This is a genomic window from Pseudomonas sp. NBRC 111123, assembly GCF_001320205.1.
GTDB lineage: Bacteria > Pseudomonadota > Gammaproteobacteria > Pseudomonadales > Pseudomonadaceae > Aquipseudomonas > Aquipseudomonas putida_J.
On sequence record NZ_BCAZ01000012.1, the window covers coordinates 1 to 14230 of the forward strand.

10 protein-coding genes are annotated in these 14230 nt (G+C 65.7%); 4 read left to right on the forward strand and 6 right to left on the reverse strand.

The window, feature by feature from the left end:
- Nucleotides 1–8 precede the first annotated feature (8 nt).
- The 5 genes from alkB to APH27_RS08705 all read right to left on the reverse strand — a co-directional run bounded on the left by alkB (nt 9) and on the right by APH27_RS08705 (nt 6455).
- The gene (gene alkB, locus APH27_RS08685) at nt 9–653 is read right to left on the reverse strand and encodes a DNA oxidative demethylase AlkB (protein ID WP_060484567.1); all 645 of its coding nucleotides are present in this window, start codon (nt 651–653) and stop codon (nt 9–11) included.
- A 258-nt stretch (nt 654–911) separates the two neighbouring features.
- A complete protein-coding gene (locus APH27_RS08690; RefSeq protein WP_027916698.1) occupies nt 912–2357 on the reverse strand; it encodes a curlin in 1446 nt (481 codons plus the stop codon).
- Nucleotides 2358–2373: 16 nt separating this feature from the next.
- Nucleotides 2374–2844 carry a curlin gene (locus tag APH27_RS08695; protein ID WP_027916697.1) on the reverse strand — a complete coding sequence of 157 codons (471 nt, stop codon included), beginning with the start codon at nt 2842–2844 and terminating at the stop codon, nt 2374–2376.
- A 15-nt stretch (nt 2845–2859) separates the two neighbouring features.
- A complete protein-coding gene (locus tag APH27_RS08700) occupies nt 2860–5094 on the reverse strand; it encodes an Ig-like domain-containing protein (RefSeq protein ID WP_060484568.1) in 2235 nt (744 codons plus the stop codon).
- 32 nt (nt 5095–5126) lie between these two features.
- Nucleotides 5127–6455, reverse strand: coding sequence for a hypothetical protein (locus APH27_RS08705; RefSeq protein ID WP_060484569.1), 1329 nt, complete (start codon nt 6453–6455; stop codon nt 5127–5129).
- 547 nt (nt 6456–7002) lie between these two features.
- Here APH27_RS08705 and APH27_RS08710 point away from each other — a divergent pair.
- From APH27_RS08710 to APH27_RS08725, 4 genes are read left to right on the forward strand one after another with little or no spacing between them, the layout of a single operon-like run.
- Nucleotides 7003–8916, forward strand: a complete 1914-nt coding sequence (locus tag APH27_RS08710) for a sigma-54-dependent Fis family transcriptional regulator (protein ID WP_060484570.1) — start codon at nt 7003–7005, stop codon at nt 8914–8916.
- 1 nt (nt 8917) lies between these two features.
- Nucleotides 8918–10651 carry an ABC transporter ATP-binding protein gene (locus APH27_RS08715; protein ID WP_060484571.1) on the forward strand — a complete coding sequence of 578 codons (1734 nt, stop codon included), beginning with the start codon at nt 8918–8920 and terminating at the stop codon, nt 10649–10651.
- Nucleotides 10641–11312, forward strand: coding sequence for a S8 family serine peptidase (locus APH27_RS08720; RefSeq protein WP_060484572.1), 672 nt, complete (start codon nt 10641–10643; stop codon nt 11310–11312). The genes APH27_RS08715 and APH27_RS08720 overlap by 11 nt, the downstream gene beginning before the upstream one ends.
- On the forward strand, nt 11305–12597 hold the full coding sequence (locus tag APH27_RS08725; RefSeq protein WP_060484573.1) for an NAD(P)/FAD-dependent oxidoreductase: 1293 nt from the start codon (nt 11305–11307) through the stop codon (nt 12595–12597). Before APH27_RS08720 ends, APH27_RS08725 begins: the two co-directional genes overlap by 8 nt.
- Nucleotides 12598–12632: 35 nt before the next feature.
- Here the strand turns inward: APH27_RS08725 and APH27_RS08730 are convergent, their stop codons facing one another.
- Nucleotides 12633–14126, reverse strand: coding sequence for an aldehyde dehydrogenase (locus APH27_RS08730; protein ID WP_060484574.1), 1494 nt, complete (start codon nt 14124–14126; stop codon nt 12633–12635).
- Nucleotides 14127–14230: the final 104 nt, after the last annotated feature.

A 14230-nucleotide genomic window follows, 5' to 3' on the forward strand; every position in this document is an offset into this window, starting at 1 on the left:
CCCTTGAATCACCCGGCCTTGCGCAAGGTCAGGTTGATCCGCCGCTCGCCCATGCGTGGATGCACACCCGGCTTGATCGGCAACACCCCATGAAAGCGCAGCCTGTCTTCACCACCCCACACCAGCACATCCCCATGGCTCAACGGAACCCGCTGAGTCCGGTCCGACCGCTGCAACCCGCCCAGCAGGAACACCGCTGGCAACCCCAGTGAAACCGACACGATCGGCTGGCTGAAGTCCTGCTCGTCGCGGTCCTGGTGCAGGCTCAGGCGGGTGCCGGGCAGGTAATGGTTGACCAGGCAGGCATCGGGCACGAAACCCTCGAAACCGGCCGTCGCCGCTGCGCGGCCCGCCAGCTCGAGCAGGACCTGGGGCAGGGCTGGCCAGGGTTGGCCGCTGACTGGGTCGGTGGCGCTGTAGCGATAGCCCTTGGCATCACTGACCCAACCCAGCGAACCGCAGTTGGTCAACGCCACCGCCATGTTCAGGCCACCCGGTGTCTGCATGTGCCTGAATGGCGCTGCGCGCAGCACCGGGCGCAGGGCGTCGAGCAGTGGCTCGATGCCGGCCAGGGCGAAGCCGGGCAGCAGCACGGTGTGGTTGGCCAGGCGTTGCGGCTGGGGGCCGAACAGGTCGAGGTCGGACTGGATCATGGGGCTGCGGCGTGGGTGAGTTCCAGGCATTGTAAGCCCAACGCGGTCCTTGTAGGAGCGGCCTTGTGTCGCGCAGGGGGGAGAGCGCCCCCAGGATCTCAGCTTCGCCGCAGATATCGCCGGGGCTGCTTTGCAGCCCTTTCGCGACACAAGGCCGCTCCTACAAGGACCGCGTCATCACTCATGTGCAAAGCAGGGAGATAAAAAGGAACCGCGACGCCAGGGAGAGGAGACGCCGCGGTTCAAGGGGGGAGCCGATTAGCGTTGGGTAGCGGTAGCCGTGTTGCCGTTGCCCATCTGGCTGATGGTGGCGCTCTGGTAGGCGCCGCTTTGGTTGACGATGGCTGCGTTGTTGTTGCCGCCCTGGGTCACGTAGGCGACGTTGGCGCTGTCAGCCTGCTTGATCGTCGCGCTGTTGCCACTGCCGTACAGCTGGGTGGTGTAGCTCTGGTTGGCGTAGCCGGACTGGTCCAGGTTGATGCTGTTACCACTGCCGGTGGACGAGCCGTAGGCGTAGTTGTCGGTGCCGCGCTGGTCGGCGATGAGGCTGTTGTCGCTCCCGTTCTGCTCGAAGTACAGCTCGTTGTAGCTGTCGGCCTGCTTGGTCTGCATGGTGTTGCCGGTACCTTTCTGGTTCAGCGTGGCCAGTTGGTACTCGCCGTTCTGGGTCAGGTTGGCGCTGTTGTTGGTGCCGTTCTGGTTGATGTTGGCGGTCTGGTTCTTGCCGAACTGGCCACCCAGCTTGTCGCCTTTCCAGTTGCTGGCCAGGACCTTGTTACCGGTGCCCTTGCTGTTGATGGTCAGGCTCTGGTTATCGCCGGTCTGGTAACTGAAGTTGCTGTTGTTCTTGCCACTTTGCGAGACGGTGGTGTTCGAGTTGTTGGTTTCGAACTGATCCGACCAGCTGGCGTTGGACTGACCTGTCTGATACAGGTTGGCGACGTTGTCCTTGCCGAAGCTCTGGTCGATGTAGCCTTCGTTGGTCTGGCCGGTCTGGTTGACGGTGGCGCGTGCGTCGGTCTGGGTGTCCTGCCAGACTTCCACCGAGTGGCCGGTGCCGTACTGGTCAATGGTCAGCGTGCCGCCGATGCCGTCGCGCTGGTCACCGTAGGCGAAGTTCTGCTTGCCTTGCTGGTAGATCTGCACGTAGCCGTCGTTTTGCAGTATGTGTTCGGAGGCGGCGTAGTTGTCCTGGCCATCCTGGGTGATGTTGGCGCGGTTGTTACTGCCGCCGAACAGTTGCTCGACGAAGGCTTCGTTGCGCTGGCCGCTCTGGGTGGTGGTGGCCTGGCTGTTGGTCTGGGTGTCCTGCCACACCGTCGAGCGGTTTTCGCTGCCTTGCTGGTTCTGCAGCGACTGGTTGCTCTCGCCCACCGACTGGCTGGCGAAGGCATCGTTATAGGAACCGGATGCCTGCTGGGTGATCTGGCTGCCATTTTCGAACAGCTGCTCGCCGTAGCCTGCGTTGTACGAGCCACTGGCGCTCTGGGTGATGGTGCTGGTGCTGTTTTCCTGCACCGCCAGGTGGTTGTGGCCCTTGCCGGTCTGGGTCTGGGTGGCCGCAGCGAACGGCGCAACCGTCTGCTGTACCTCGGCGATGTTCTGGTTACCGGTCTGCGACTGGTTCGAGGTACTGTCGTCAGCCATGACCTGGCCGGCCAAGGCCAGGACGATAGCGGCGCTTAGGGGAGCGAGCTTGAACATGGTGGTGCCTCCAGGTCTATCGGTATTGGGTGATCTGAACACGCTGGCCATTGCCGGCTTGGGTCACTGAGCTGCTCAGGCCTGCGCCTGCCTGCTCGATAGTTGCGCTGTTGTTGTTGCCGATCTGCTCGATGCTGGCGCTGTTGCTGGTGCCGCTCTGGCGGATCGCAGCGCTGTTGCCATATCCCTGTTGGCTGATGCTGGCCATCAGGTCACTTCCTTCCTGCAGGATGTACGCCTCCTGCGCACCCCCGGCCTGGACGATGCGGCCCAGCAAGGCCTGGCCGTTCTGGTCGAGGGCGGCGCGGTTGCCGTTACCTTGCTGCTCGATCACCGCCGCCTGACCGGCACCGGCCGGCAGCAGGCGGATGATCACCGGTTCACCGAGGTCGCTGCCGGGCGCTAGGTCGGCGTTGTCCATCAGGTCATCGGCCCCGGCCTGGCCCGCCAGGGCCAGGCTCAGCAGCAGTGGATACAGGCGCTTCATGGCGGTCTCCAGGCCTTACTGCACAGTTACGTTGACGGTACGGGTACTGCCTTGGCTGCTGGTCACGGTGGCGGTCGGTGCGGCCGTCGGGACGACCGTGGTGCTGTTGCTCACCGTCAGGCGCCAACGGCCAGTCACCGGTACCGTTGTGGTGCCGAGGGTCTGCACGCCGGTGGTGGTGGTGACCCGCACGGTGATGGTGTTGCCGGTGGTCACCGACGAGGTGCCGCTGACATCCCAGTTGTAACGGTTGTTCGAGCGGGCCAGGACGGTGGCGGCGGTGACGGCGAAAGTCTCGCCGGCTGCCGGTCGTGGCTGCACGTTGACCGTGACGGTGGCCGGTGCGGATACCGCGCCCAGGGAGTCACGCGCCTGGTAGGTGAAGGTGGTGGTGAAGGCCGTGGTGACGGTGGCCGGTGGGGTGTAGCTGACGGTGGTGCCGTCGCTGGTCACCGTGCCGCGGCCGGCTGCCGGCTGGGTGAGGTTGACCACGGTCAGCGGCACGTTGCCTTCCGGATCGGTGTCGTTGGCCAGCACGTTGATGGTCAGCGGGGCGGCCAGGGTGGTCGCAGTGTCCGCGTTGGCGGTTGGTGCCTGGTTGGGCGCGACGTTGACGGTCACGGTGGCTGGCTGCGATTTCAGCCCCTTGGCGTCCATCGCCCGGTAGGTAAAGCTAGCCACCACGGGTTGCGTGGCGCCGGGCGGCGGGGTGTAGGTCACCGCAGTGCTGCCGTTGAGTACCACGCTGCCCTGGCCGGTAGCCGGTTGGGTTACGTCGGTGATGCTCAGTGGCAGGTTGCCGTCCGGGTCACTGTCGTTGAGCAGCAGGTTCATCGTCAACGGCACGCCGACGCTGGTGCTGCCGACATCGGCCTGGGCGACCGGTGGCTGGTTGCCAGCCTCGACCGGCGCGGTGCCGACCACGACCACCGGCTCCACATCCATGCCGCCATGGCTCGACTTGAGGGTGACGGTCGCAGGTGGCTGGCTCACATCATTGATGGTGAGTGTCTGCAGGGTGCCGGACTTGGACAGGCGACCGTAGCCCTGGGCGACCATGTCCGGGATCACCACTTCATCGCTGGAGCGCGCTTCGATGGTCAGCCGCTTGTTGCTCCACTCGTAACGCGCGGTGCTGACGTTGACCACGTCGGACAACTTGCTGGAAATGGCGGTCGGCTGGGTATTGATATCGCTGCTGCTGGCTGTCACCACCACGACTGGCGGTGGCGCCACCTGGCTCAGTTGCTGGCTGAAGAACAGCCCGCTGTTGTCGGTGAGCATGCTGAACTGGCACGCCGATGGCGGCGTGCCGACCAGTGCCAGGCCATTACGGAAGCAGACGCTGGCGCCTGTCGGAGCCTTGGCAAACACTTCCACCCGGGTACCGCTGCCATTGCGCGAGTAAGTGGCCCGCTCAAGCGTCGCCGGCAACTGCGGACGCTGGTCGAGCACCTTGCCGGAAACGGTGAACAGGTTGGTCTCGATGCGCCCGGGCGGGCCGTCGATGCGAATGAAGTTGGTGCCGAACGGGCTGCCCTTGATCGCTTCCGGCCGGTTGGGGTCGCCGATGAAGGTGTCAGTGGTGCCGGTGTCCGGGTTCACTGCAGTATAGGGTGCACCCAAGCCCTGGATGAACGGGCCAATGGCACCGTTGAGCGCCCCGGTGAAGTTGCCTGGCGCACCGATACCGACGTCACGGGTAATGTTGATCGCCCGGCGCCCGGGGGTGGTGACGTTGACCGTCTCCACGCCGTAGGGGTGGGTGATGGTGTAGGTACCGGCACGGGGGACCGAGACGCGGATACGGATGCGCGCAAAGCTCTGCTGGTCACCATCGACCGGGTTTTCAGCGGCAAAGGCCGCCTCCACGCCGGCGACATAGGCGTCGAGCTCATAACCGCTGTTGCCCACGGCCGGAATACTGGTTTCTGCCAGGAACCAGAACATCTCCGGCGGCCAGTTGTCGGGGAACACCAGCGGCAGGGTATCGTCGAAGATGCCCGGTTCCGGCAGCAGCGTGCACATGTAGGCCGGTGCCCCCGGTGCGCCGGCTACCAGGGTACTGACGGCGCGTGAGCGGCACAGTTCCAGTGACAGACCGTCGCTGTCCTTGTACCACAGTGGGTAGCCGCCGGTGGCGAAGGTGTAGGGCCCAGGGTCGACATCGGACAGCGCAGCCCAGGCCGCACTGCTGATAGTGAGGGAGAAACCGGCGGCCAACAGCGCACGGCGTTGCCAAGTGTTCATGCTGCCTCCTTGAAGGCCAAGCCTTTGTCTGTTCATGGCACCAGCACCACGTCTTCGATGTCGGTGCCGCCGTTGGCGCTGGTGACCTGCACCTTGGCCGGCGGAATGGGCGACAAGTTGGCGGTCAGGCTTTTCTGCGCGCCGTTGCCAATGAAGTTGCCGATGAAGGTGCCGTTGCCGGTGCGGGCAGTCATTGCCGGCGGGCTGGTTTCGTCGCTACTGGTGGCGATCAATGTCAGGGTGGCGTTGGCCAGGCTGTATTCGGCCTTGGTGATGGTCACCAGGTCGGTGAGCGGCAGGTCGGCGGTGGTCACGCTGCTGGTGGGGATCGCCACGCTGTTGTCAGCGCTGATCAGCATGCTGGTCGGCAGCGCCGGGTTGAGTGCCGACTGGGCATACCAGGTGCCGGTGCCGTTGGCTTCGGTCAGTGGCAGGTTGGGCGTCTGGCTGGTCAGGGTGGCGCTGCCAGGCGGTGGTGGGGCTAGCACGAACACGTCCTGCTGGGCGCGCAGGTCACCGTTTTCGGTGTGCCGCGAATACGTGCTGCGCAGCGGGATCAACGGGGTTGGCCGGACCACTTCGGAGAGCTTGCCGGAAATGGCGAACAGGTCGGTGCGCAAGTCGATGCCGCCAGGGCCTTCGATGCGTACGAAGTTGGTGTTGAACGGGCTGCCGGTGACACGTTCGTTGAGGTTGGGGTCGCCGATGAATTTCTCGCTGCCTTCGGTGTAAGGGCCGTTGACGCTGCGCAGGAACGGCCCGACATCGCCCTTCAATGCGCCAGTAAAGGTGCCGGCAGAGCCGATACCGATGTCGCGGGTCATGTTGATCGCGCGGCGCCCGGCGGCGGGTACATCGAACACTTCGACGCCATAGGGGTGGGTGACCACGTAGGTGCCGGCGGCGGGAACATCGACCCGGATCCGCACGCGGGCGAAACTGATCTGGTCGTTTTCTGCCGGGTCACCGCCGCCGAATGCCGCTTCGATGGCGCTGCCGTAGCTCAGGGTGACCCCGCGGGCGGCGTCGGTGATGGCCGCGTCGGCGGTGAACCAGAAGGCTTCATCCGGCCAGTTGGCCGGGAAGACCAAAGGCTTGGTGTCGTCGAAGATGCCTGGGGCAGGCAGCAGGGTGCACATGTACGACGGTGCACCGGGGGCGCCGGCAACCCGCGAGCTCACTGCCTTGGACAGGCACAGGTCGAGGGTGCGGCCGTGGGTGTCTTGGTACCAGGCGGCGTAGTGGCCGTTTTCAGGTGTATAGGGCCCAGTGTCGACGGCATACAGCGCTGCCTGCGCCGGGAGCTGGAACAGGCCGGCGACGATCGCCACTGCCAGCGGGTTGGGTATCGGTCGGAGCATGAGTCAGTTCCTCCTGCTAACGGGCCCATGGACTTGGGGCGTCTGGGAGGACTATGGCAACAGCCATGCCAAGATTTTCACATTGGGCTGCAGGCCTTGTGTGGCTTGGGCTTCAGGTGTGGGGCTGATGGTCTTTGCAGGTTTTCTGGTGGGCGGTGTTCCCCAGCATTGGGGTTAGCGGTGGGGTTGGGGAGTACATGCCTTGAGAGAGATGCCGCCTGGGAGATCGAGCGCCGCCCGCGCGGCGCATCGCGGATAAATCCGCTCCTACATCTGTTGCAACGTGCCGAACCTGTTACGCCATGGTTGCCCGCCCTGGCGCATGACTTGAGCCGTGCAAACCGGCCGACAACCATGGCGTGCCAGGCATGGCCACGTTGCAACAGATGTGGGAGCGGATTTATCCGCGATGCGCCGCGTGGGCGGCGCTCGATCTCACAGGCACCCCCCCTCAAGGCATGCACCTCGACGCCCACAAAAATCTCCCGCACACTGCGAAAAAAACCAAGCCCGTTGCCCTGACACGGGGGCCACAGCTGGAGCAAACATGGCGCGACAATTCCCCATAACAAACGCCCAAGACCCGCTGCACGAATCCCGCCAGGCTCGCCTGCGCCTGGCCAGCGAAGGCGAGCTGCCGCTGGGCATGCTGCGCGATGAAATCGATGCTTCCTGGCGCCGCAGCCTTGGTCATGGCCTGGACTGCCTGCAAGGCGAACAGGTCGGCCTGGGGCTGCAGCAAGGCCACGACCTGCGCGCGCTGCTGGAACGCAACCGGCTGTTGGTGGACGCCGTCACCCCTGAACTGGACTACCTGGTCTCGCGCCAGGGCAAGGGCGGCATCATCATCCTCGGCGATGCCCAGGCCAACGTGCTGGCCATCGAAGGCCAGACCCACGTGCTGGAACGCGAAGGCCTGCGCGACCTGCACCCTGGCAGCTGCTGGAGCGAATCGCTGCGTGGCACCAATGCCATCGGCACCGCGGTGGTGGAAGGCCGGCCGACACTGATCAACTGCGGCGAGCATTACCTGGACCGGCTCAGCCCGTTCTCCTGCACCTCTGTCCCGTTGCGCGATCCGCATGGCGAAGTGATCGGCGTACTCGATATCACCCGCGAAGGGGTCATGGCCCAGCCACAGGACAGCCTGAGCATGCTGATGATGGCGGCTGGCAATATCGAGAGCAGGATGTTCGGCCTGTGCCACCCCCAACAGCTGGTGCTGGCCTTCCACAGCCGCCCGCAATACCTCAACAGCGCCTGGCACGGCTTGCTGGCGCTGAGCCTGGACGGCGAGGTGCTGGCCGCCAACGACAATGCCTGCCAATTGCTGCAGGTGCCGCGCCAGGGCTTGATCGGGCGGCGCAGCAGCGACCTGCTGGGCGAACGTTCACCGGCCTTCATCGCCCGCCTGTGGCAGGGCGGGGTGAGCAATGTGCAAACGGCCAAGGGCGAATTTTTCTTCCGTGCGTTGCAGCTGCCGCGTCACAGCCCGCTCAACGGCAGCGCGGCGCCTGCCAAACCGGCGCCGGCCAACCAATCGCCTGCGCTGGATGCCCTCGCCGGCGGTGATGCACGGCTGGCGCGTAACCTGCGCATGGCCCGCCAAGGCCTGGGCAACGGCCTGCCAGTGTTGCTAATGGGCGAGACCGGCACCGGCAAGGAAGTGGTGGCGCGTGCCCTGCACCAGGCCAGCCCGCGGGCGGACAAGCCGTTTGTTGCGGTCAACTGCGCCGCCATTCCCGAAGGCCTGATCGAATCCGAACTGTTCGGCTATCGCGAAGGCGCCTTCACCGGCTCACGCCGTGGCGGCATGGTCGGGCGGCTGATGCAGGCCCATGGCGGCACGCTGTTCCTCGACGAAATCGGTGACATGCCGCTGGCCCTGCAGGCGCGGCTGCTGCGCGTGCTGCAGGAGCGCCGGGTCGCGCCGCTGGGCGCGGGCGACGAGCAGGATATCGACGTGGCACTGATTTGCGCCACCCACCGCGACCTCAAGCGCCTGGTGCAGGAACAGCACTTTCGCGAAGACTTGTACTACCGGGTCAATGGCGTATCCCTGCGCCTGCCGGCCTTGCGCGAACGCGATGACCTGGTGTGCATTATCGAGGGCTTGCTGGACAAGGCCGGCGCCAGCGGTGTGACCCTTGACCCAGCCCTGGCAGCATTGCTCGAAGGTTTCAACTGGCCGGGCAACATCCGCCAGCTGGAAATGGTCGTGCGTACCGCCCTGGCCATGCGCGAGGACGGCGAGCAGGTGCTGACCCTCGAGCACCTGACCGACTGCCTGCTGGACGAACTGGCCAGTGGCGCGGCGCCATCCGGTAGCCTGAAGGATAACGAGCTGGAGCTGATCCGTGCCGCCCTGGCGCGGCACCAAGGCAATGTCTCGGCGGCTGCCGAAGCCCTGGGTATCAGCCGGGCGACGCTGTACCGCAAGCTCAAACCGTTGCGTGGCTGACATGGGTAACCTGTTCGCCAGGCTGGTGGAGTCCAGCAACCCGCTCCTCATGCGCCAGGCCCTGGCTTGGCTGTACGGTTTCGTCCGCCCCCATCGACGGGCTATCGGCGTGCTGTTGGGCTTGTCCTTCGGCGCATCGCTGCTGGCCTTGGTACAACCCTGGCTGGTCAAGACGCTGATCGACGAAGGCCTCTTGGCCAAGGACTACCAGACCCTCTGGCACATGGCCGCGATCATGATTGGCGCCGGCCTGCTGGGCACGGTGCTGGCGGGCGTCAACCGCTACCTGCACACACGTTTGTCGGGGCGTATTCTGTTCGCCCTGCGCGATGACCTGTACCGCCACTTGCAGCAGCTGTCGCCGACCTTCTACGGGCGCCGGCGTACCGGTGACATTCTCTCGCGGCTCGACGGTGATGTTGCCGAGATCCAGCGTTTTGCCGTGGATTCGCTGTTCTCGGCGGTATCGGCGGTGATTGGCCTGGTGGGCGCGGTGGCGCTGATGTTGATGCTGTCCTGGCAACTGTCGTTGCTGCTGGCGCTGTTGATCCCGATCGAAGTGCTGTGGCTGCGCTGGATGCGGCGCAAGGTTGAGCGCGAGGTGCGCAACCTGCGCGAGCGCTCGGCGGACGTGTCGTCGTTTCTGGTCGAGACATTGCCGGCGATGAAGTTCATTCAGGCTGTCGGCCAGCAAAATCGCGAGGCCGGGCGCCTGGACCAGTTGGGGCAGGGCTACATGCGCCAGCTGCTCAAGGTGCAGGTCACCGAGTTCTTCACCCAGGCGATCCCTGGCACCTTGACCTCCTGGTGCCGCGCCTGCGCGTTCCTGGTCGGTGGCTGGTGGGTGATCCAGGGCACCTGGCAGCTCGGCGCACTGATTGCGTTTTCCACCTACATGGGCATGGCGGTCGGCCCGGTGCAGAGCCTGTTGGGCCTGTACGTGGCGGTGCAGCGCATGGCGGTGAGCCTGGGCCGGGTAATGGAGCTGAAGCAGGAGGCCGTGGCAGTGCGCGAAGCAGAAACGCCCAGGCCCATGCCCCACGGGCCGGGCGAGCTGCGCCTGGAAGGCGTGTGCTTTGCCCATGACGGGCGCCAGGGTGCGGTGCTGGCCCAGGTCGATGCCTGCATCGCCGCAGGCCTGAAAGTCGCCATCAGCGGTGCCTCCGGTGTCGGCAAATCGACCCTGATCGACCTGCTGCAGCGTTTCTATGACCCGGATGCCGGGCGCATCCTGCTCGACGGCGCCGACCTGCGCGAACTCGATCTGGCCGCCGTGCGCCAGCGCATCGCCGTGGTCAGCCAGGACATCGTGCTGTTCCGCGGCACCCTGGCGCAGAACCTGGCCTACGGCGCCCCGCAGGCCAGCCGTGGGGAGCTGGAACGGGTGGTGCAACTGGCCCACCTAGACAGCCTGGTCGAGAGCCTGCCGCTGAGGCTGGACGGGTTGCTCGGTGAGCGTGGCCAGCAGCTCTCCGGTGGGCAGAAGCAACGTATCGCCATCGCTCGGGCGGTGCTCCAGGCCCCTTCGATCCTGGTGCTCGACGAAGCCACCTCGGCGGTGGACGAAGCCACCGAACGCGAAGTGATTGCCGCCATCGACCAACTGTTCGCCGGGCGCACGCGCATCTTGATCAGCCACCGCGCCTCGACGCTGGCCGATGCCGACCTGCATCTGCATCTGCAAGGTGGGCAATTGCGCGTATTGCCCCAGGAGGCGATCAAGCATGGCCGCTGAGTTCAGGGTCGGTGTGATCGACAGTGGTTGTGCGCCCTCGCAGGCATTGGTCATGGCGCGACGCTTCTGGCTGGAAGAGGGCGTGCTGTGCGAGGGCGAATTGCAACCAGACCGGCTTGGTCATGGCAGCGCCGTGGTCACCAGGCTGCAAGCTGAAGCCGGCGAGCTGCCGCTGTTGCTGGCCCAGGTGTTTACCGAGCAAGGCAGTACCAGCGCCTTGCAGGTTGCCGCCGGGTTGTTCTGGTTGGCGGAGCAGGGCGTTTCGTTGATCAACCTCAGCCTTGGCCTGCAGCAGGATCGGCCGGTGCTGCGCCAGGCGTGCGCCGAGGTGCAGGCAGCCGGGGTGCTGCTTTGTGCGTCCAGCCCGGCGCAGGGTAATGCGGTGTATCCGGCCTGCTACCCGGGCGTCATCCGTATTACCGGTGATGCCCGTTGCACGCCGGGGCAGTGGTCTTGGCTGGGTACTGCCCAGGCCGATTTCGGTGGTTACGTGGGCGAGCGCGGCATGGCGGGGGCAAGCCTGGGTTGTGCCGCTGTCACTGGGCGGATTGCGGCGCTGTTGCAGCGTCAGCCTGGCATGGACCGCCAGCAGGTGCATGCCTGGCTGCAGGCGCATGCCACGTTCAGCGGGCCAGAGCGTCGAGGTGCGGCAGATGCCTGAAGCGCGCATTCTGGTGTTGGGCGCCGGGCCTGCCGGCGCCGCTACCGCGCTGGGCCTGCGCCGGCTGGGTTACCCGGTGACGGTGGTCTCCGACTGGCGGCGTTTTGCCGCCGTGGAAGGGGTTTCGCAGCGGGTACTGGAAGGGCTGCGCCATGCCGGGCTGGGCGGCGCCCTGGCCGAGGCGGCGGTGCCAGCGACACGGCAGGTGCGCTGGAGTGGCCAGCACCTGCAACTCAATCAGGAATACCTGCTTGACCGCCAGCGCTTTGATCGTGCGTTGCGTAATGACTTGCTGCGTGCAGGTGTGACACTGGTACAAGGGCGTGTGCGTGACGTTGTGCGCGCCGAGGGCTATCAGGTGCGGCTGGATGATGGGCAGCTGCTTCAGGGCGACTTCCTGGTCGAGGCACGTGGCCGACAGGCACCGTTGGCGGCGGACCGTTTGCGCGGGCCGGAAACGGTGAGCCTGCTCAACCTCTGGCAATCAGCACCTGGCACGCCGGCGTCGGCGGTGGAAAGCCTGGACGATGGCTGGGCCTGGATGGCCCGCTTGGCCGACGGGCGCTGCTATTGGCAGGTGACCCTGGACGCCGAGGGGCTACCGGGCAAGGCGGCGCTGCCTGAATTTTGCGCCGCACGCCGTCGTGCGTCGGCGCTGGTGGCCGAGCTGTTCGATGGGCATGCGCTGGAGCCTGCACAGGTGCATGCGCGCAGCAGCACGGCCATTCTCGCTGGCGACTGTGTCGGGGACGACTGGTTGCGGGTGGGCGATGCGGCGATGGCGGTGGACCCATTGTCGGGGAACGGGATTTTCCAGTCGCTGTCGTCTGCGCTGCAGGCGCCAGTGGTGATCAATACCTTACTGCGCCGGCCAGAGCGCGCGGGCTTGGCGAGGCAGTTCCATCAGCAGCGGATCGAGCAGCTGTTCCTGCGTTTCGCCCGTATCGGGCGGGATTTTTACGGGCAGGAGCTTGAACGTGCCGGGCAGCCATTCTGGAGGCGCCGTCAGGTATGGCCGGATGCGCAGCCGTTGCACCTGGCGGCGGACTGGGCGGCGGTGGGGGTGGCGCGGCGGCCTGTATTGCGCGATGGATTCGTGGACGAGGCCGAGGTGGTGGTGACGGCGGATCAGCCATTGGGGGTTTGGCATGTGCAGGGGATCGAGCTGGCGCCGGTGGTGTGCAGTTTGCTGGCAGGTGAATTGCTTGATGAAGTCTTAAATGGAAAATCCAGGGAACAACAGATGATGCTGCGGCGGTGGCTCGGCGAGCAGGGTTACATCTGAGATCTTGGGGCCGCTTCGCAGCCCCAGACTTTAAATCAGAGCTTGATCAGCACCGATTTGAGCTCGGTGTAGTGCTCGATGGCTGCAGCACCCATCTCACGGCCGACACCGGACATCTTGTAGCCACCAAACGGCAGCGCCGGGTCCAGCGCGCTGTGGCAGTTGACCCACACCGACCCCGACTTGATCCGCGGAATCATCCGGTGCACTGCCGCCAGGTCGTTGGACCAGATGCTCGCGCCCAGGCCATAAGGGTTGTCGTTGGCCATGCCGATCACTTCGTCGATGTCGTCGAACGGCATCGCGACCAGAACCGGCCCGAAGATCTCTTCCTGTACCAGGCGATGGCGCTGGTCGACGTCGACGATCACGGTCGGTTTGACGAAGTAACCCGGGCCGAACCCTTCACCGCCACAGGCGATGGTCGCCCCCAGTTCACGGCCGAGCTCGATGTAGCCGGTGACCCGGTCCTGCTGCTTGGCCGAGATCAGCGGCCCCATCTGTACCGCTGGGTCCAGGCCGCTGCCGAGCTTCATGCCGTTGGCAATGCCGGCGATGTCGGCTACCACGTTGTCGAAGTGCTTGCGGTGCACATACAGGCGCGAGCCTGCGCAGCACACCTGGCCCTGGTTGAAGAAGATCGCCGTGGCGGCGCCGGCGGCGGCTTCCTGCAGGTTGGCGTCGGGCATGACGATGGTCGGCGACTTGCCGCCGAGCTCCAGGGTGACGCGGGTCATGTTGTCCATGGCCGCCTTGCCGATCAGCTTGCCCACTTCGGTGGAGCCGGTGAAGGTCAGCTTGTCCACGCCCGGGTGGCGGCTCAGCGCTGCGCCGGCGTTCAGGCCGGTGCCGGTGATCACGTTGAACACCCCGGCCGGGTAGCCTGCCTCGTCTACCAGCTCAGCCAGCTTGAGCGCCGTCAGCGGGGTTTCGTCGGCCGGTTTGAGCACCACGGTGCAGCCTGTGGCCAGGGCCGGGCCGAGCTTCCAGCAGGCCAGCAGCAGCGGGAAGTTCCAGGCGACGATGGCACCGACCACCCCGACGGCCTCGCGGCGCACGAAGCCATGGAACTGGTCGTTGGGCATCAACGGCATGGACGCTTCGACGGTGCTACCCTCGATCTTGGTGGCCCAGCCGGCCATGTAGCGCAGGAAGTCGATGGCCAGCTGCACGTCCATGACCTTGGCTACCGCAGCGCTCTTGCCATTGTTCAAGCATTCCAGCTCGGCCAGCTGCTGGGCGTCGCGCTCCATCAGGTCGGCCAGGCGCCACAGCAGGTTCTGCCGCTCGCGCGGGCGCACGCGGCTCCACGGCGAGTCATCGAAGGCCTGGCGGGCGGCGCGTACGGCGCGGTCGACGTCTTGCTGCTCGGCGGCGGGCACTTCACCGAGGACTTCACCCGTGGCCGGGTTGCGGAAGGACAGCGTGCGACCGCTGGCGGCGTCCTGCCAGTCGGCGCCGATGCGCATCTTCAGGGTGCGTTCGAGGAAGGCGCGGGTGGCGGGCAGGATGGGCAGTTCGGAAAGCATGGGGCTGTGCCTCTTGTCATTGGATGTGGCCGGTACAGGCGCAATGGCCGTGCCAAGGTCGGTCGATGGCCGCAAGGCGCTGAACTACATGGGTTTTGCCACGT

Bases quoted from the DNA above. Each gene is read 5' to 3' on its own strand.
- APH27_RS08705 (WP_060484569.1), bottom strand. From the start codon at position 6,455: ATGCTCCGACCGATACCCAACCCGCTGGCAGTGGCGATCGTCGCCGGC.
- APH27_RS08690 (WP_027916698.1), bottom strand. From the start codon at position 2,357: ATGTTCAAGCTCGCTCCCCTAAGCGCCGCTATCGTCCTGGCCTTGGCC.
- APH27_RS08730 (WP_060484574.1), bottom strand. From the start codon at position 14,126: ATGCTTTCCGAACTGCCCATCCTGCCCGCCACCCGCGCCTTCCTCGAA.
- alkB (WP_060484567.1), bottom strand. From the start codon at position 653: ATGATCCAGTCCGACCTCGACCTGTTCGGCCCCCAGCCGCAACGCCTG.
- APH27_RS08700 (WP_060484568.1), bottom strand. From the start codon at position 5,094: ATGAACACTTGGCAACGCCGTGCGCTGTTGGCCGCCGGTTTCTCCCTC.
- APH27_RS08695 (WP_027916697.1), bottom strand. From the start codon at position 2,844: ATGAAGCGCCTGTATCCACTGCTGCTGAGCCTGGCCCTGGCGGGCCAG.
- APH27_RS08715 (WP_060484571.1), top strand. From the start codon at position 8,918: ATGGGTAACCTGTTCGCCAGGCTGGTGGAGTCCAGCAACCCGCTCCTC.
- APH27_RS08720 (WP_060484572.1), top strand. From the start codon at position 10,641: ATGGCCGCTGAGTTCAGGGTCGGTGTGATCGACAGTGGTTGTGCGCCC.
- APH27_RS08710 (WP_060484570.1), top strand. From the start codon at position 7,003: ATGGCGCGACAATTCCCCATAACAAACGCCCAAGACCCGCTGCACGAA.
- APH27_RS08725 (WP_060484573.1), top strand. From the start codon at position 11,305: ATGCCTGAAGCGCGCATTCTGGTGTTGGGCGCCGGGCCTGCCGGCGCC.